Annotated in this window: 13 protein-coding genes and 1 tRNA gene; 2 read left to right on the top strand and 12 right to left on the bottom strand. The window is 61.1% G+C overall.

The window, feature by feature from the left end; all coding sequences use genetic code 11:
- The first annotated feature begins 339 nt into the window (after positions 1-339).
- Positions 340-1,173 carry a VCBS domain-containing protein gene (locus FHT75_RS19735; protein WP_047616551.1) on the top strand — a complete coding sequence of 278 codons (834 nt, stop codon included), beginning with the start codon at positions 340-342 and terminating at the stop codon, positions 1,171-1,173.
- Positions 1,174-1,612: 439 nt separating this feature from the next.
- Here the strand turns inward: FHT75_RS19735 and FHT75_RS19740 are convergent.
- The 3 genes from FHT75_RS19740 to FHT75_RS19750 form a co-directional block, all read right to left on the bottom strand.
- Positions 1,613-1,689: transfer RNA gene (locus FHT75_RS19740), tRNA-Met, on the bottom strand.
- Between the two features lie 135 nt (positions 1,690-1,824).
- Complete coding sequence (gene mnmA / locus FHT75_RS19745; protein ID WP_063475365.1) at positions 1,825-3,024, bottom strand: tRNA 2-thiouridine(34) synthase MnmA; 1,200 nt, start codon at positions 3,022-3,024, stop codon at positions 1,825-1,827.
- 461 nt (positions 3,025-3,485) lie between these two features.
- Complete coding sequence (locus FHT75_RS19750; protein ID WP_183845192.1) at positions 3,486-5,570, bottom strand: putative bifunctional diguanylate cyclase/phosphodiesterase; 2,085 nt, start codon at positions 5,568-5,570, stop codon at positions 3,486-3,488.
- A 213-nt stretch (positions 5,571-5,783) separates the two neighbouring features.
- Here FHT75_RS19750 and FHT75_RS19755 point away from each other — a divergent pair, with 213 nt between their 5' ends.
- Entirely contained in the window at positions 5,784-6,050 is a 267-nt protein-coding gene (locus FHT75_RS19755; RefSeq protein WP_047616545.1) for a hypothetical protein, read from the top strand.
- 96 nt (positions 6,051-6,146) lie between these two features.
- On the opposite strand, the gene serA is transcribed toward FHT75_RS19755, so the two are convergent.
- The 9 genes from serA to tolB all read right to left on the bottom strand — a co-directional run bounded on the left by serA (position 6,147) and on the right by tolB (position 18,500).
- The gene (gene serA, locus FHT75_RS19760; protein WP_047616543.1) at positions 6,147-7,742 is read right to left on the bottom strand and encodes a phosphoglycerate dehydrogenase; all 1,596 of its coding nucleotides are present in this window, start codon (positions 7,740-7,742) and stop codon (positions 6,147-6,149) included.
- 87 nt (positions 7,743-7,829) lie between these two features.
- A complete protein-coding gene (locus FHT75_RS19765) occupies positions 7,830-9,008 on the bottom strand; it encodes a phosphoserine transaminase (RefSeq protein ID WP_063475363.1) in 1,179 nt (392 codons plus the stop codon).
- 190 nt (positions 9,009-9,198) lie between these two features.
- The gene (locus FHT75_RS19770; protein WP_047616539.1) at positions 9,199-10,035 is read right to left on the bottom strand and encodes an outer membrane protein; all 837 of its coding nucleotides are present in this window, start codon (positions 10,033-10,035) and stop codon (positions 9,199-9,201) included.
- A 262-nt stretch (positions 10,036-10,297) separates the two neighbouring features.
- Positions 10,298-11,650, bottom strand: a complete 1,353-nt coding sequence (gene glmM / locus FHT75_RS19775; protein WP_047616623.1) for a phosphoglucosamine mutase — start codon at positions 11,648-11,650, stop codon at positions 10,298-10,300.
- Between the two features lie 241 nt (positions 11,651-11,891).
- The gene (gene ftsH / locus FHT75_RS19780) at positions 11,892-13,823 is read right to left on the bottom strand and encodes an ATP-dependent zinc metalloprotease FtsH (protein WP_047616537.1); all 1,932 of its coding nucleotides are present in this window, start codon (positions 13,821-13,823) and stop codon (positions 11,892-11,894) included.
- Positions 13,824-13,920: 97 nt separating this feature from the next.
- Positions 13,921-15,342, bottom strand: coding sequence for a tRNA lysidine(34) synthetase TilS (gene tilS / locus FHT75_RS19785; RefSeq protein WP_063475362.1), 1,422 nt, complete (start codon positions 15,340-15,342; stop codon positions 13,921-13,923).
- Between the two features lie 11 nt (positions 15,343-15,353).
- Positions 15,354-16,340: a tol-pal system protein YbgF gene (ybgF, locus tag FHT75_RS19790; protein WP_063475361.1), complete on the bottom strand. Its 987-nt coding sequence runs from the start codon at positions 16,338-16,340 to the stop codon at positions 15,354-15,356.
- Positions 16,341-16,502: 162 nt separating this feature from the next.
- On the bottom strand, positions 16,503-17,036 hold the full coding sequence (gene pal / locus FHT75_RS19795) for a peptidoglycan-associated lipoprotein Pal (RefSeq protein WP_018243435.1): 534 nt from the start codon (positions 17,034-17,036) through the stop codon (positions 16,503-16,505).
- 153 nt (positions 17,037-17,189) lie between these two features.
- A complete protein-coding gene (gene tolB / locus FHT75_RS19800; RefSeq protein ID WP_063475381.1) occupies positions 17,190-18,500 on the bottom strand; it encodes a Tol-Pal system beta propeller repeat protein TolB in 1,311 nt (436 codons plus the stop codon).
- Between the last annotated feature and the right edge of the window lie 6 nt (positions 18,501-18,506).

Consider the following 18,506-nt stretch of genomic DNA (forward strand, 5'->3'; position numbering starts at 1 on the left):
GTCTTCACCGTTGCGCCGGACAGACAGAGGAATTCATCCAGTATATCGTCATTATGACGTCATCGTTGGCCTGCCACTATTATACTGCCTGGAACGTCTTGTGCCGGCGAAAATGGTAATCGTCTGAAGAGGCGGGAAATGCTCTGATCGACAAGGCAGCAGCAGCGCGAGACAGGCGTAAAAGCTTGGATCATAGGCAGAATCTGCGTCGATTGTGCCTTTTTTACTTGGAAGCTGGAGCAATAGCCGGTTGATTTATCCGATGCTTCATCGATTTCTGTTGTCAACACACTCGATAAAGTTGCACACTGGAACAGCAGATCAAACGGGGGGATAGAAATGGCAAACCACAAGCCGGTCGCAGGTGACGTGTACCAGCCTATTTTCAACATCGACAACCCGATCGACGGCAACATCCTGGACAACACCAGTTCCACCGATGCCGATGGAGATCGGGTGCGCCTCAACTTCGTGAATGGACAGCGAATTCCGCAACCGGCCGATCCGGATGGACCCGCCACGACGACGACAATCGAGGGAAAATACGGCACGCTGACCGTCTATTCCAACGGCAACTACACGTACGAACTCGATCACTCCAACCCGATCGTGGCCGCGCTCGGCCCAGGAGATCAACTCGCCGACCAGTTCAATTTCAAGATCTCGGATGGCAAAGGCGCCACCGACTTCGGCCTGCTCAATATCGCGGTCGACCTGCCGGAACGCGGCGACGTCTTCGTTAACTTCGAGGATGTCGGCAAACACGACTTCCCTACAGGCTATAAAGGTTTCGATTGGGGCGCCTGGTACGATGGTGACGACGCGACTGTGCGGGAGGAAGCGGATGGCAACCACTATCTGGGAGGAGGCGTGTTCTGGACACCCATCCAAGCCGCCGATGGCGGTGACTTTCAGATCGAGCAATTCAGTGTCGCAAACGGCACATCGGACTATGACAACGTTCTAACGATCGAAGGCAAGTTGAACGGCGATACCGTATTCTTGGTCACGGTCAACGTCACCGCCGACAGCATTCATGACCCGCAAATGATCGATCTCAGCGCCTACGGCCCGATCGACTACCTCATACTCGACACCGAACCCGTGATCACCGAAACGAGCGGCCCGGATTATTATGGTGCGCAATACGACAACTTCCATTTCATCGTTTGACGGATGGGGAAAAAGGCATCGTATCGCCGACATCTTTGCATCTTCGCCAAGCGCTCTCTGCTGTCGCTATTTGATACCAATATCTTGCGATAGCTGACCGAGTTGCGTCTTGCTAGCATAGGATCGTGCGAGGAGGCACGGTTATGCTGGGATGGAGGAATTGATGCAGCCAGTCGGGATCAGGTTAGCGGCGGTCATGTTCTCGCTTGCCGTATGGGCTATTATTATCGCTGTCGCATCCCATTTTTGGGCGACGAAGATGCCTGTATTGCTTTTGACGCTTTACAGATAGGTCTGTCCTCGGCGTTGGCGGCTGCAGACCAGGGGCAACTGGTTTCCCCTCGCCGCGACATCTGGCGCTGCTACCAACGTGCTACCACGGCCTTCGGAACCGGCTCAAAATCGAGCCGCATAAATCGCTATTTCTGCAATAAGGAGATGGTAGCGGAGGAGGGATTTGAACCCCCGACACAAGGATTATGATTCCTCTGCTCTGACCTACTGAGCTACTCCGCCACTGGTCAACGATACCCGCTCGCGAAGCGATGCCGGTTCGTGGGATGAGCGGCTTATAAGGTGCGCTTCGGCTTTGTGTCAAGCGCATGATCGAGAAAAACGGTGGGCTTTATAGGGCGCCGTTGCCTCTGGCTTTCAGGCGGCGACGGGGCCGGCCAAAAGGGCCTTCAGCGAAGCTTCCGCCGACGGTTCGCGCTCGGAGCGCTCGATGAAGCCGCCGCCGAAGACGCGGGCGTTGTCGCCGGGGGCGGAATAAAGCGCGCAGGCCTGGCCGGGCGCGATGCCTGCCTCGCCGACCGTCAGGTCGACATAGGTGCCGGTCGCATCGACATGCAGCACGGCAGGTGCCGGCGCCCTCGTCGAGCGGACTTTGGCGTAGCAGGCAAAGCCGTCGCCGGAAGCGGCTTCCGCAAGCGTCTCGTCGCCCAGCCAGTTGACATCGCGCAGGTAGACGCGGTGCGTTTCCAGAGCCTCTTTCGGCCCGACGATGACGCGGCGCGAACGGGCGTCGAGAAAGACGACGTAGAGCGGCTCGCCGGTGGCGATGCCGATGCCGCGGCGCTGACCGATGGTGAAATGCAGGATACCCTCATGGGTCCCGAGCACGCGGCCATCGAGATGGACGATCTCACCGGCCAGCGCCGCATTCGGCTTCAGCTTGGTGATGATGTCGGAATATTTGCCCTGCGGCACGAAGCAGATGTCCTGGCTGTCGGCCTTCTTGGCGACGACGAGGCCCATTTCTTCGGCGAGCCTGCGGGTCTCGGCCTTCGGCAGGCCGCCCAAGGGAAAGCGCAGATAGTCGATCTGTTCCTGCGTCGTGGCGAAGAGGAAATAGCTCTGGTCGCGGTCGGCATCGGCCGGGCGGAACAGCGCGCGGCGGCCGGGATTCTCCGGCGAAGGGTTCGGGCCCGAGCGGATATAGTGGCCGGTCGCCAGCGCATCGGCGCCGAGCTCCTTGGCGGTCGCCAGCAGATCGGCGAATTTGACGGTCTGGTTGCAGGACACGCAGGGGATCGGCGTTTCGCCCGCCACATAGCTTTCGGCGAAGGGATTGATTACCGTCTCGCGAAAACGCTTTTCGTAATCGAGCACATAATGCGGGATGCCGAGCGTTTCGCAGACGCGGCGCGCATCGTCGATATCCTGGCCGGCGCAGCAGGAGCCGGCGCGATGAACGGCGGCGCCATGATCGTAAAGCTGCAGCGTGATGCCGAGCACATCGTAACCCTGCTGTTTGAGAAGGCCGGCGACGACGGATGAATCGACGCCGCCCGACATGGCGACGACGACACGGGTCTCTTCCGGCTTCTTATCAAAATCCAGTGTGTTCAACGATGATGCCAATTCTGCTTGGGTCACGATCCGCCCTTGCGCTGCAATTGCGGCGGATTTGCTGATCTCCGGCGGGATCGGCCGCCGTCTCTCGATGAGGGACCGATATAGAAAGGATTGTCCCTGGACGCAAGGGGCGGGCCTTCGGACGCCCGATAGTTTCGAATTCGCGTGGAAAAGAAGGCGCAGCCGAAACCGCGCCTCGGAAGCGAGGGGTGCGGCTCAGGTGCCGATCAGCTTGTTGCAGGCGAATGCGATACCCGGATTGACGATGATGGCAGTCACGAGCGCCAGTCCGATCATCGAGAATGAATAGCGTTTCATATACATCCTCCTTCCAGCCCACGAGAATTATGCCGGTTCGGCCGCCGTTCTCAAAATAACGAATGCTTGATGGTCTCAAGCGGCATGCCTGCTCCTCGGACGGCTGAACCCAGCTCCCGCGCAAGCACCGCCGTTTGTCACCCGCATGAGGAAGCGGCCTTCAGCGCGTGGCCGTGGATCAGCACCTCTGCCTCGTGCTGCGGCATCGGCCGGCCAAGCAGATAGCCCTGCACCTCGCGGAAACCTTCGGCGCGCAGCTTCTGCAACTGCTCTTCGGTCTCGATCCCCTCGGCCAGCGTCGTTGCGTTGAAACCGGAACCGATACCGACGACGGCGCGCACGATGGCAAGATTGCCGGCATCCGTCTCGATGCCTGAAACGAAGCTGCGATCGAGCTTGATCTTGTCGAAGGGGAAAGCCCTGAGATAGCTCAGCGACGAATAACCCGTACCGAAATCGTCGATGGCGATGCGGATCCCAAGCTCCTTCAGTGCCCGCAGCAGCGGCAGGCTTTGATCGGCATCGGTCAGGAAGACGGATTCGGTAATTTCGATCTCAAGCCGGTCGGCATTCAGCCCCGTTTCGTTGAGCGCCGCGACTACGGTCGAAAGCAGGCTCGCATGCCGGAACTGGCTGACGGAGAGATTGACGGCGATCCTCAGATGGGCGGGCCAGCCGGCGGCGGCACGACAGGCTTCCCGGATCACCCAGTCGCCGATCGGTACGATGAGGCCGGTCTCCTCGGCGAGCGGAATGAAATCCATCGGCGCCACCAGGCCGCGCTTGGGATGGCGCCAGCGGATCAGCGCCTCGAAGCCGGCGATGCCGTCATTGTCGAGCTGCACGATCGGCTGGTAATGCAGCTCGAACCGGCGCTTCTCCAGCGCCTCCCACAGCTCTGCGGTCATCACATGCCGCCGCTCGGCGGCAAGCCGCATCTCCGTCTCGTAAAAGCGATAGGTCGAGCGCCCGCTCTCCTTGGCGGCATAGAGCGCCAGATCCGCATGGCGCATCAGCACATCCGCGTCGCCGGCATGATCCGGCGCCAAGGCGATGCCGATGCTGCAGGTGGCATGCTCCCGGGCGCCGTCGAGATCGAAGGCATGGCTAAGCGTCTGCAGCAACCGCTGTGCAAAACGCCCGACCCGCTCAGGCTCGCCGAGTTCGAGCACGATGGCGAACTCATCGCCGCCGAGACGGGCGACGAGATCGCCCTCCTCCGCCAATTGCAGCAGACGGTCCGACACCTGGCAAAGCAGAGCGTCGCCGGCGGCATGCCCCTTGCTGTCGTTGATATGCTTGAAATGATCGATGTCGATATAGAGCAGCGCGATCGGGCTCTCTGTGGTCGCTTCGGCCACGCGCTTATCGATATGTTCAGAAAATGCTGCCCGGTTCGGTAAGCCGGTCAGGGCATCATGCATAGCAAGATGGGCAAGCTTTGCCTCGATGGCACGCTCCTCCGTGACATCCTGCGAAATGCCAAGCAGATAGCGCGGCGCATGGCCCTCCGGCGCCGGCAGGACGCGCTTGACGGTGCGCAGGATGCGTTGCGCTCCGTCGGGACGCAGCATCGTCTCTTCGAAGCTGATCGTCCTCTTGGCTTCGAAGGCCCGGCGATCCTGCTCACGGAAAGCGTCTGTCTGGCCGGCGGCAAACAGCGCCCGGTCGGTTCGGCCGGCCACATCCCGCGCCTTCATGCCGACGATGTCGCCGCAGGCCTCGTTGAAGAGAATGTAAAGCCCGTCCGCTTCCATGTCCTTGACGAAGACCCCGACCGGCAGATTGTCGACGATGCTGTCGAGAAGCGAGCGTGCATCGCTCATCTGGCGCCTGGCGGCGTTGACCTCGGTGCGGTCCTGCACGATTGCCAGGATCGCCGCCCGTCCCTCGAAACGCACTTCACGGCCATAGGTCAGCACCTCGAAGGTCTCGCCGTTCGCCTTGAGATGAAGCCAGCGCTCCGCCTTTTCCATGTCGGTACGGCCGTTGACGGCCTCGATCATCCGTTCCCGCTCATGCTGGGGGCGGATATCCAGAACCGTCATGCGCCGGTATTCGTCCGCGCCATAGCCGTAAAGGGCTACCGCCGCTTCGTTGACGCTGAGAAACCGCAGCGATACCGGATCATAGACCCACATCGGGGATGGGTGCGTTGCAAACAATGACCGGAAGTCATCGTTCAGTGCCTCGATCTGCTCGGTCTTCTGCAAAGGGGCCATGGAAATTCACGCGCGGTTGATGCCGATGCCAGGGTATACTGAGAAAAGTTAAATAAAATCAGAATCATACTCGGCCTAAACTTTAGGCTTCCGCCTGTGAAACGAGCAAACGGCGCTCTGCCTCATCTTCAATAAAATAATTTGGATGCCCCGGAACAATTGCGTCGATCGTGCGTTCGGGGTCATCGATGTCGCATTGCTGAGGAGGGTTTCATGGGCAGGTTCGGCACGACGACGGATTACAGCAGGATTAGGCATTGGATCGAGGCGCGTGGCGGCCATCCCGCCCGTATCAAGAACGCAGCGGATAGCGAAACCGTTCGCGTCGATTTTTCCTCTGAAACGCAGGAAGAGATTTCCTGGGACGAATTCTACGAGGGTCTGGACGGCAGCCGGCTTGCCTTCCTTCACCGCACGAAGGCTGAAGACGATATCGCCCGTTTCGGCAAGATCGTCCGCCGAAAACGCCGGCCGCACTGAGATCCATTCGATTCCGACACAACAAAAACCCGGCGCCGTTTCCCGCGCCGGGTTTTTGTTGTCATTCTTGCCGGATCGAGATCCCGAGGAGGAAACTCAGTCGATGTTGAAAGTGAGCAGCTTTGCCTGGCGGATCGCCTGATGGGCCGTCAGCTGCGCAAGCACGGCGTCGTCAACCTCGCCGTCGACATAGAGCAGCGCAATGGCGTCGCCGCCCTGCTTGTCACGACCGAGCTGGAAGTTGGCGATGTTGACGCCGGCCGCTCCGAGCGTCGTGCCAATGAAGCCGATCATGCCTGGGACGTCGGTATTGGTGATATAGATCATGTGCGAGCCGACATCGGCATCGAGGTTGATACCCTTGATCTGGATGAAGCGCGGCTTGCCATCCGAAAACACCGTGCCGGCGACCGAGCGCGTCATGCTTTCGGTCGTCACCGTCAGCTTGATGTAACCGTCGAATACACCCGTCTTGTCGCGCTTGACCTCGGACAGCACGACACCCTTTTCCTTGACCATGATCGGCGCCGAAACCATGTTGACGTCGGCGACCTGCGGCCGGATGAGGCCGGCGAGCACGGCACTCGTCAGCGCCCGCGTGTTCATGTTGGCGGTGATGCCGTCATAAAGGATTTCGATTTCCTTGATCGGCTCTTCGGTGACCTGGCCGACAAAGGCGCCGAGAACGTCGGCAAGGCGGATGAAGGGCTTCAGGATCGGCGCTTCCTCAGCCGTGATCGACGGCATGTTGATGGCGTTGGAGACCGCACCATTGACGAGGTAATCGGCCATCTGTTCGGCCACCTGCAGAGCGACGTTCTCCTGCGCTTCGGTCGTTGAGGCGCCGAGATGCGGCGTGCAGACGACGTTCGGCAGGCCGAAGAGCGGACTTTCCTTGGCGGGCTCGACCTCGAACACGTCGAAGGCGGCACCCGCGACATGCCCCGACTTGATCGCTTCGGCAAGCGCTGCCTCATCGACCAGGCCGCCGCGGGCGCAGTTGATGATGCGCACGCCGGGCTTGGTCTTTGCCAGTGCTTCCTTGTTGAGGATGCCGCGCGTCTTGTCGGTCATCGGCACATGCAGCGTGATGAAATCGGCGCGGGCGAAAAGCTCTTCCAGCTCGACCTTGGTGACGCCCATCTCCTCGGCGCGCTCCTTGGAAAGGAACGGGTCGTAGGCGACGACGTGCATCTTCAGGCCGATGGCGCGCGCGCAGACGATCGAGCCGATATTGCCGGCGCCGATGACGCCGAGCGTCTTGCCGGTGATCTCGACACCCATGAACTTCGACTTCTCCCACTTGCCGGCCTGCGTCGAGGTATCGGCGGCCGGAAGCTGGCGGGCGACGGCGAACATCAGCGCAATCGCGTGTTCGGCTGTCGTGATCGAGTTGCCGAAGGGCGTGTTCATGACGATGATGCCGCGGCGCGAGGCGGCCGGGATATCGACATTGTCGACGCCGATACCGGCGCGGCCGACCACCTTGAGGTTTTTCGCCCCTTCGATGATCTTTTCCGTCACCTTGGTGGCGGAGCGGATAGCCAGGCCATCATAATTGCCGATGACTTCGAGCAGACGGTCCTTGTCCTTGCCGAGCTGCGGTTCGAAATCGACTTCGACGCCGCGGTCGCGAAAGATCTGGACGGCGGTTTCCGACAATTCGTCGGATACGAGAACGCGAGGTGCCATGAGGGCCTCCTTCAAAAGTGTTCAGCGATGAATGAAATCAGAAATGCTGGGCTCCGCCGCCTTGTGGCGGAGCCGGATGCGATCACCTCAGGCGGCGGCCTGAGCGAGCTGTGCCTTCTGGGTTTCGAAGGCCCAGGAAAGCCATGGCATGAGCTTCTGCATGTCGGATGCCTCGATCGTGGCGCCGGCCCAGATGCGCAGGCCGGACGGCGCGTCGCGGTAATGGCCGACATCGAAAGCGACGCCTTCCTTTTCCAGGAGGCCGACCAGACCCTTGGCGAAATTCGCCTGGCCGTCGTCATCGAGGGCTGCGATGTCCTTGTCGACGATCTTCAGGCAGACGGAGGTGTTGGAGGCGGTTTCCGCCTTGACGGCGAGATTGGCGATCCAGTCGTTTGCCGCGACGAAATCGTGGATGACCTTGGCATTGGCATCGGCGCGCGCAATCAGCGCCTTGAGGCCGCCGAGACCCTTGGCCCAGACGAGCGCATCGATATAGTCCTCGACGCAGAGCATCGACGGCGTGTTGATCGTCTCGCCCTGGAAGATGCCTTCCGTCAGCTTGCCGCCCGAGGTCATGCGGAAGATCTTCGGCAGCGGCCAGGCCGGCGTGTAGGTGACGAGGCGCTCGACTGCGCGCGGCGAAAGAATGATGACGCCGTGTGCGCCCTCGCCGCCCAGAACCTTCTGCCAGGAGAAGGTGACGACGTCGAGCTTGGCGAAATCGAGTTCCTGGGCGAAAGCCGCCGAGGTGGCGTCGCAGATCGTCAGGCCCTTGCGGTCGGCAGGAATGAAATCGGCGTTCGGCACGCGCACGCCCGAGGTGGTGCCGTTCCAGGTGAAGACCACGTCGCGGTCGAAATCGACGGTCGCGAGATCGGGAAGCTCGCCGTAACCGGCTTCGAGCTTGCGCACGTCCTTGAGCTTCAACTGCTTGACGACATCGGTGACCCAGCCGGCGCCGAAGCTTTCCCAGGCGAGCATATCGACGCCGCGTTCGCCGAGCAGCGACCAGAGCGCCATTTCGACGGCGCCGGTATCGGAAGCCGGGACGATGCCGATGCGGTAATCTGCCGGCACTTCGAGAATTTCACGGGTAAGGTCGATGGCCTGCTTCAGCTTGGTCTTGCCGACCTTCGCGCGGTGCGAACGGCCAAGAGCCGCGTCGGAAAGGGCTTCGAGCGACCAACCGGGACGCTTCGAGCAAGGGCCAGAAGAAAAATGAGTATTGTGCGGACGGATGTCCGGCTTTGCGGTCTTCGCCATGATGCTATCCTCTCAGATAGAAAGCCCTTCGTTGGGGAAGGGTGTCCCGCCGCCGTGTGTATGGATCGGACGCGTCATAGTCAAGATGGAAGTGTCGCAGAGAGAGGATATTTTGACGCAGGAGAGGTGGCCAAAATGAAAAAGCCGCCCGGAGCGAGGGCGGCTTTCTGATCTGGTGGCTGGATCGAACTTATTTGTAGACCGGCTGCTGCAGCGGAATTTCCGGCGGCGGCTCATAGCTCGCCTGGGCGCATCCGCCGAAGAGATAACGGGCGCCGACGCGGGCTTCATGGGCGCTGAGGCCCTTGTCACGGCCCGGGCCGCCATTGTCCGAATAGCCGAACATGTTGCCGCCGTCGATATGCAGGTAACGGTAACCGACATCGGCCTTGATGTTGCAGGTGACGTCGATCGAGGCGCCGGCCATGAGCGCGTAGGTGAAGCGCCAGTTGCCCTTGCCGCCATGGGTGACCTCGTCGTCGCAGAAGCTGCCGTCATCGGCGCAGGCAACGTTGCGCAGGTTCTTCCACTTGACGTAGGAACCGCCGATACCGGCGCCGACATAAGGCGTGACATAGCCGTAGGTGCCGAGATCAACGTAAGCGTTGGCGAGCAATGTGTAGGCGGTTAGCGAGGAGCGGTCGCTCGAGGTGCAATCCACCAGCGGGAAGCCGCACTGTCCGACCGTCGAACCGTGGAAATCCGCCTGCGTGAGATAGTCGAAGGTCAGGTCGGTGCGCAGATAGCTGTTGATCTGATAACCGACACCACCGCCGACCGTCCATGCGTCGTCGAGGTCGGCACGGTCGAAATCGACCTCCGTCGCATTGCTGCCCTGAAAATAGCGGGCGCCACGCAGATCGGTGAAGGCATAACCGACATCGCCGCGCAAGTACCAGCCCGTCGCTTCGCTGACCGCCACCTCGGGCGGCTGCTCCGGGATCGGCTCGGCAGGGGCGAGGTCCGCGGAATAGGCGTTTGTCGCGATCAACAATGCGGCGAAGATGCCGGACAAGCTTCTTTTCATGGATCCCACTCCAAAATCCCGTTGCGTCGGCAGGCTCAGTCGCTGCCAATCTGATACGCTTCGGATGGATAATGAATGGGAAACGTTAAAAGCTGCTTAACCACGATCATTTACCTAGATGCCGAGGCATTCGCGGCCCGAGCATAGATCAGTTTGGATCGTGGGGAGCGGCTTGGCAGTAATCGGCTCACGATAGCGGGCATGCATAACGAAAAAGCCGGCGCTGATGCACCGGCTTTTTCGTTATTCTTTCCTCATTGGATCAGGCGGCGGTCCGGACGTTCGAGATCGTGCCGATCAGCTCGTTGACGATGCGTTCGATCTGGGCACGGTCGTCGCCTTCGGCCATGACACGGATCAACGGCTCAGTGCCCGAGGGGCGGATGACGAGCCGGCCGTTCCTGGCGAGTTCGGCTTCGGCATCGGCGATCGCCTTTTGCACCTGGATATCTTCCAGCGGCTTGCCACCGCTGATGCGGACATTGCGCAGGAGCTGCGGCACCGGCTCGAAACGGCGGCAGACTTCGCTGACGGTCCGGCCGGTGCGCTTGACCGCGGCCAGGATCTGCAGAGCAGCGACGAGACCGTCGCCGGTCGTGCCGTAATCCGACAGCACGATATGACCGGACTGCTCGCCGCCGACATTGTAATTATTCTGGCGCATATGCTCGACGACATAGCGGTCGCCGACTTTCGTGCGGGCAAGCGCCATGCCGCGGTCGTCGAGGAAGCGCTCGAGGCCGAGGTTGGACATCACGGTGGCGACGATGCCATTGCCGCGCAACTGCTGGCTCTCGGCCCAGCTCTCGGCGATGACCGCCATGAGCTGATCGCCGTCGACGATCGAACCGTTTTCGTCGATGATGATGACGCGATCCGCATCGCCGTCGAGGGCGATACCGATATCGGCACGAACCTCGTCCACCTTCTTCTGCAGCGCGACGGGGCTGGTGGAGCCGCAATTGAGATTGATATTGGTGCCGTTCGGCTCGTTGCCGATGGTGACGACGTCAGCACCGAGCTCCCAGAGCACGGCGGGCGCCACCTTATAGGCGGCGCCATTGGCGCAGTCGATCGCAATCCTCAGGCCCTGCAGCGTCACATCACGCGGCAAGGTGCGCTTGGCATGTTCGATATAGCGGTCATGCACGCCGTCGACGCGCTTGGCGCGGCCGATATCGTCGGATTTGGCGAGCTGCGCGTTCAGGTCCTTTTCGAGCAGATCCTCGATCTCGGCCTCGATATCGTCGGAAAGCTTATAACCATCGGGGCCAAAGAGCTTGATGCCGTTATCCTCGTACGGATTGTGCGAGGCCGAAATCATCACACCGATATCGCAGCGCAGCGAGCGCGTCAGCATGGCGACGGCAGGCGTCGGGATCGGGCCGAGAATAAAGGCATCGAGGCCTGCGGCGGTAAAGCCTGCGACCATGGCATTCTCAAGCATATAGCCGGAAAGGCGCGTATCCTTGCCGATGACGACTCGGTGGCGGTGGTTGCCGCGGCGGAAGATCGTGCCGGCGGCGATGCCGACCCGCATGGCGAGATCCGGCGTCATCGGGAAGACGTTGGATTGGCCGCGAATGCCATCCGTACCGAAATAGCGTCTTTTCATCTGCACTCCTGTGCTCTCGGCGCGCCATTCAAGGCAGCGCATTCTTCCAAGCGAATCCGGCTTCAGTGAGATCTCGTCAATTCACGAGCGTGATTCATGCTTGCCTCAATTCAGCGGAATGCCACAAAATGCGGCGATCGGCACGTAAATTAGCAAGAAAAATGATTATATCCCGTTACCAATAGAAAAGGCCGGATCTCCCACTTCGGAAATCCGGCCTTGTTCGAGTTGGTCGACGCAGTTAATGCGGCTGCGGTTCGAGACCGCCTTCCGGCTCGTCACCCTTGGTGGCGGGCCGAGCGCCGGCCTTCGGAACGGCCGAGCCGCGGCTTGGCGGCGAATCATCGCCGAGATCGCGGGAAGGCTTCTCGCCGCGGATCAACGCCTTTATCTCTTCGCCGGTCAGGGTCTCGTATTCGAGCAGACCTTCAGCAAGGGCGACGAATTCGTCGTGCTTTTCCGTCAGGATCGTGCGGGCCTGCGTATAGGCTTCGTCGATCAGGCGGCGCACTTCATTGTCGATCTTCTGCGCGGTTGCTTCCGAAACATTCTTCGACTGCGAAACCGAGTGGCCGAGGAAGACTTCCTGCTGGTTCTCGCCATAGGCGACCTGACCGAGCTGATCGGAGAAGCCCCACTGCGTGACCATGGCGCGGGCAAGCTTGGTCGCCTGTTCGATGTCGGAGGAGGCACCTGAGGTGATGTTCTCCTTGCCGAAGGTGAGCTCCTCGGCGACGCGGCCGCCCATCATGATGCAGAGGCGCGAAACCATCCACTTGTAGCTCATCGAGTAGCGATCGCCCTCGGGAAGCTGCATGACCATGCCGAGCGCACGGCCGCGCGGAATGATCGTCGCCTTGTGCAGCGGATCGGCGACGGCGACATTGAGCGCGGTAATGGCGTGTCCAGCCTCATGGTAAGCGGTGAGCTTCTTTTCCGCCTCGGTCATCGCCGAAGAACGGCGCTCGGCGCCCATCATGATCTTGTCCTTGGCGTCTTCGAATTCCTGCATGGTGACGACGCGCTTGTTGCGGCGGGCGGCCATGAGGGCGGCTTCGTTGACCAGGTTCATCAGGTCGGCGCCGGAGAAACCGGGCGTGCCGCGGGCGAGAACCTTGAGATCGACATTCGGCGCCAGCGGAACGTTGCGGGCATGCACCTTGAGGATACGCTCGCGGCCGACGATGTCGGGGTTCGGCACCACGACCTGACGGTCGAAACGGCCGGGACGCAGCAGCGCCGGATCGAGAACGTCGGGACGGTTGGTGGCGGCGATCAGGATCACGCCCTCATTCGCCTCGAAGCCATCCATCTCAACCAGCAACTGGTTCAGCGTCTGCTCGCGTTCATCGTTGCCGCCGCCGAGACCGGCGCCGCGATGGCGGCCGACGGCATCGATTTCGTCGATGAAGATGATGCAGGGAGCATTCTTCTTGGCCTGCTCGAACATATCGCGCACGCGGCTTGCACCGACGCCGACGAACATTTCGACGAAGTCGGAGCCCGAAATGGTGAAGAAGGGCACGTTGGCTTCGCCGGCGACCGAGCGGGCGAGCAGTGTCTTGCCGGTACCCGGAGGGCCGACGAGCAGCACGCCGCGCGGAATCTTGCCGCCGAGACGCTGGAATTTCTGCGGATCACGCAGGAATTCGACGATTTCCTCGAGATCCTGCTTGGCCTCGTCGACACCGGCGACGTCTTCGAAAGTCACGCGGCCATGCGCTTCGGTCAAAAGCTTGGCCTTGGACTTGCCAAAGCCCATCGCGCCGCGCGAGCCGCCCTGCATCTGCCGCATGAAAAACAGCCAGACGCCGAGAATCAGAAGCATCGGCAAAAGCGTGCCGAGATAGCTGAGGAAACCCGAAGAGCCGTCCGTTTCAGGACGGGCGGAAACCAGGACGTTCTTCGACTGCAGGCGATCGAGCAGACTGTCGTCGATCACAGGCGAATAGGTCTGGAAGGTGGTGCCATTTTCAACATAGCTTCCGGAGACACGGTTGCCCGTGACCACGACTTCCTTCACGCGGCCCGCATCGACCTCACGCAGAAACTGCGAATAAGGGATTTCGCGGGAGCCCGTCTGCGCCGGCGCCGTCTGAAACATACTGAAAAGGGCGATCAGCAGAAGCGCGATGATCGCCCACAAGGCGAAATTACGTAAGTTAGGGTTCATTGAACTCCCCAGCACTGGAACAGCCGCCTCATGGCGACCGTCTTATTCGTTTCTAACATAGGGTTGCGCCGTGCCGTTGCCAAGGCGACGCCCCATGTCAGATGGTTTTTCCGTCAATACTTCTTAAAGGCAGCCTCGCATAGGGCGCCGTCGCGAAAACCGCCGAAAGCCTGTTGGCAAAGATGAAATCAAATCGTGTCAAAAAGCGGTCGAACGGCGCGGAATAAGGCGTGAGGCGCACCCGGCCGGCCAAATCGTCGGAAAAAATAATGTCAGCCATTGGCAAAACGACCGGCAACGCAGCAGTTGCGCGCTTCAATGCCGCTTTTGGCAGGGTATCATCCCATCTCACCGCAATGCGGTGCTCGTCGTAGGAACCCGATCGGCGGGACTCTATGGACGCGGAACACTCTTCTTCACGCTTTGGTGACCCAGCCGCACCCGGTCCTGCATTCATCCCGGCCGCCTCGATCCTGACGCCGAACGGGGAATTGTTCACAACCTCGAAACGTCCATCCCAGACGCTGCGCTCACCCGGCTGCAATGACAGCGGGAGGATGCCGCGGCTTTCGCGGGCGAGATAGAGCCCGCTACGTCTGAGATCGAACACCACCCTGCCCGCCGTCATCCGCCCTGCCTTGGCCGCTGCGATAAAGGCGAGAATGCCGTCCATCTGCTTGCCGCCCGGTGGAAAATCCCGGCCGCCGAAAACGGCGGCAAGACGGCCAAGCGCGTAATTCAATACAGTTGCTTCGGCCCTCAGGCCGTCGGGAGAGATATGACCAAGCACACCGCCATGCAGCCGGAAATGCAGATCGAGCCAAGCGGCTGCATCTGCCGCGAGCAAAAGACGTTGCCCTTCGGTCTCCGCCCCTGCCTTGGAAGCCACCTCCTCCGCGAGCCGCTGGCGCATGCGCACCCGCTCATAGGTCACATCCTCGTTGCTCGGATCGTCGAGCCAGGAAATCCCACCTGTCTTCAGATAAGCGCGGATATCTGCCCGCCGACTGCCGAGCAGCGGCCGCATGATCCAGATATGACGGTCGAACAGCACCGCATCGGCGATGCCGGTCGAAACCTGTTCGGAGCGCAGACCCCGCATGGCAAGCGTTTCGCGCTGGTCGTCGAAGGTGTGGCCGGTGACGATGAGATCGGCTTTGAAATTTTGGGCGGCGGCTGCCAGCAGGTCATAACGAGCCTCGCGGGCCGCAGCCATGATGCCGGTTTTCGGCTTGTCGCCCTGCCAGATCAGGATGGTGTGGGGAATGCCGAGCGATGCGCAGAGGGCAGCGACCTCGCGCGCCTCGTCTGCGGAGCCGGCGCGCAACGCATGATCGACGGTCGCGGCGCAAAGGGAAATCTTGAGATCGGGCGCGGCCTTTACGGCTTCATCGAGGAGAAGAAGCAGGCCGGTGGAATCGCTGCCGCCCGAGATCGCGACGAGGATGCGCGCAGGGCTTTGAAGCGAAATAAGAAACTGGAGGATCGCCTGTTGCGGCGATGAGGCTTCCGGAGACATGCCGGAAGACCTTAGCAGGCGAGGCGCTTCTGTTCGCTCGCAACCTTGCTTATGACCGCACGCGAGGCCTTGGGATAACGCTTCGAGACTTCGCGCAGTGTGGCGCATGCCGTCTCGGTATTGTCGAGGGCGGCGAGCGACATGCCGAGCTTCAACAGCATTTCCGGCGCCTTTTCGGATGTGCCGTATTTCTGGTGCGCATTGAGGAAAGTCTTGGCCGCCTCATTGTACTTGCCCTGCGAATAGAGCGCTTCGCCGAGCCAGAAATTGGCGTCCGCCGCCCGCGCGCTGCTCGGGTAGCGGGTGATGTACTGCGTGAATTCCTGCTCGGCCGTGCTGTAATCGCCCGATAACACGTGGCCATAAGCCGCCTTGTACTGGTCCGCCTCGCTGCCGAGCGAGGCGGTCTGCTGCGGCGTCCCGGGATTGGCATCGGGAATCGGGCCGGAGCCGATGGTGGCATTTTCATCCACGCTTCCGCCGATCGGATTGCCGTTCTGATCGAACTCGATCGAGCCGAGCTCCTTCGGTGGCTGGCCGAGGCCGGTATTGGCGGGTACGTTGGTGGAGGGAGCCGTTTCGGCTCCCTGCGGTGCTTGAATCACCCTGGCGATGTCGTCGCCGCCGGAAGCAGCCGGCGCGACATCGGTCTCACTCTTCTTGACCGGAGCCTTGGCGGCACCGCCGCCGCCCGTCTTTTCCAGCTGCTGGAAGCGGAATTCATTGTCTTCCTGCTGCTTGCGGATCGTCTCCTGCATCTGCAGAAGCTGAAAGCTCATCTCTTCGATCCGGCCGTTCAGCTGCCGCAGTTGCTCTTCGAGCTGCTGCACACGGACCTCCGCGTCGCCGCTCTGCACCTTGACAACAGGTGGCGCCGCCTGGTTTTCCGCGGATCGGCCGCCAAGATGCAGCCCGAAAAACGAAGCGGAATAGGCCGCTCGTTCGCTCCCGGTCACAGCCGCGAGGCACAGCATGCCTGCCACGACAAGTTTCTTCATATGTATCGTCCTGTCCCAGTGATTCTTCGCACCTCGATGGCACGAACAGGAGATTTTTCCAATTGCTTTCAAAAAGCAACGGAGTCTGGCCAAAGTGTGGTCAAAAAGAAAAGGCGGCCCCTGATGGGACCGCCCGTCGAAAAAGCGAATTGTTGCCGGAAGTTACATACCGGCGCCGCCGAGCACGGTAACCGCGCGGCGGTTCTGCGACCAGCAGGAAATGTCGTCGCAGACGGCGACCGGACGTTCCTTGCCGTAAGAGATCGTCTTCAGGCGCTGCGCCGGGACGCCGCGTGAAGCGAGGTAATCCTTGGCGGCAGCCGCACGGCGGGCGCCGAGCGCGAGGTTGTATTCGCGCGTGCCGCGTTCGTCAGCATGGCCTTCAACGGTGATCTGGTAATTCGGGTAGCGGGCGAGCCACTGGGCCTGACGGTCGAGCGTCTGCGAAGCATCGGCGCGAATCGACGAGGAGTCGGTGTCGAAGAAGATGCGGTCGCCGACATTGACCGTGAAGTCCTGGGCAGAGCCCGGCGTTGCAGCCCCACCAGCACCGGTGCCGAGGCCGAGGTCGCCGGCGCTGTTCGGCGGCTTCTTGGCGCAGCTTGCGAGCGCGAGGCCGGCGATAAGCGCGATCATGACGGGGTTGCGGGCGAAATTCTGCATGCGGCTCATTGCCGGGGTATGAATTCGGCTCATGGCCGGTCTCCTTGCGATTTCATCAGGGTTTCCGGACAGTAACCGCACTCGGTTAACCGCCCCTCAAAGATTATGGTTAACGATTTACTGATTTGTCCCGTAGTCGCCCGGTTTCCATGACTTTGAGGCGACATGAAGGCAGCACCACATCGCCTACTCCAGAAGCGGCGACCAGGCCGGGTCTGAACCGTAGGTCGGCGTCTTGACCAACTGCTCGTTGTAACCGGTCAGATCGATCGAATAGAGCTGCGGGCCGCCGGACCCCGCCGCCTGGCGGAAGAACATCAAAACGCGGCCGTTTGGCGCCCAGGTCGGGCCCTCATTGTGGAAGCCCGTCGTCAGGATGCGCTCGCCCGAGCCGTCCGGCTTCATCACGCCGATCGAGAACTTGCCGCCGGCCTGCTTGGTGAAGGCGATCAGATCGCCGCGCGGCGACCAGACCGGCGTCGAATAGGAACCATCGCCGAAGGAAATGCGCGTCTGGCCGGAGCCGTCGGCATTCATCACGTAGATCTGCGGCTTCCCGCCGCGGTCGCTTTCGAAGCTGACACGGGCACCGTCGGGCGAATAGGAGGGCGAGGTGTCGATCGCAGCCGTCGAGGTCAACCGCGTCGTCGTGCGCGAGCGCAGGTCCATCGTGTAGATGTTGGAATTGCCTTCCTGCTGCAGGCTCATGATCACCTTCTGGCCATCCGGCGAAAAACGCGGCGAGAAGGTCATGCCGGGGAAATTGCCGACGACCTCGCGCTGCCCGGTCTCGAGCTGCAGCAGATAGACCCGCGGCTGCTGGTTGGCAAAGGACATGTAGGTGACTTCCTGCCGGTTCGGCGAGAAGCGCGGCGTCAGCACGAGATCACTGCCATCGGTCAACATGCGCACGTTGAACCCGTCCTGATCCATGATCGCCAGCTGGCGCTTGCGCTGCTGCTTGGTGCCGGATTCGGAAACGAAGACGACGCGGGTGTCGAAATAACCTTCCTCGCCGGTGATCTGCTTGTAGATCGCATCGGCAATGATATGGGCCACGCGGCGCCAGTTCTCCGGCTGGGTGTAAAACTGCTGCCCGGTCATCTGCTGCCCGGCGAACGTGTCCCAGAGACGGAATTCGGCACGAAGGCGACCATCGGCTTCCTGGGTAACGCGGCCAGTCACCAGCGCCTGGGCATTGATGACCTTCCAGTCTTCGAAGCGCGGCGACGCATCCGGATTGGAGATCTTCTCGATAAAGGCCGTCTTGCTGATCGGTGCAAACAACCCGGAACGCTGAAGATCTGCGGCGATGACCTGCGAGACCTGCGCACCCATGTCGCCCTGAAGGAAGTCAGTCACCGCAATCGGCAGCGGCTGCACATTGCCCTTGTTGATGTTGATTTCGACGAGAGCATTTGCAGGCGAGGCGAACGCCGCAATGGTCATGAGACCAGCAGCGACCGCAATAGCGCGGATGAAGGAAAACTTGTTCATGGAGTA

It is taken from the genome of Rhizobium sp. BK112, assembly GCF_014193215.1.
Taxonomy (GTDB): domain Bacteria; phylum Pseudomonadota; class Alphaproteobacteria; order Rhizobiales; family Rhizobiaceae; genus Rhizobium; species Rhizobium anhuiense.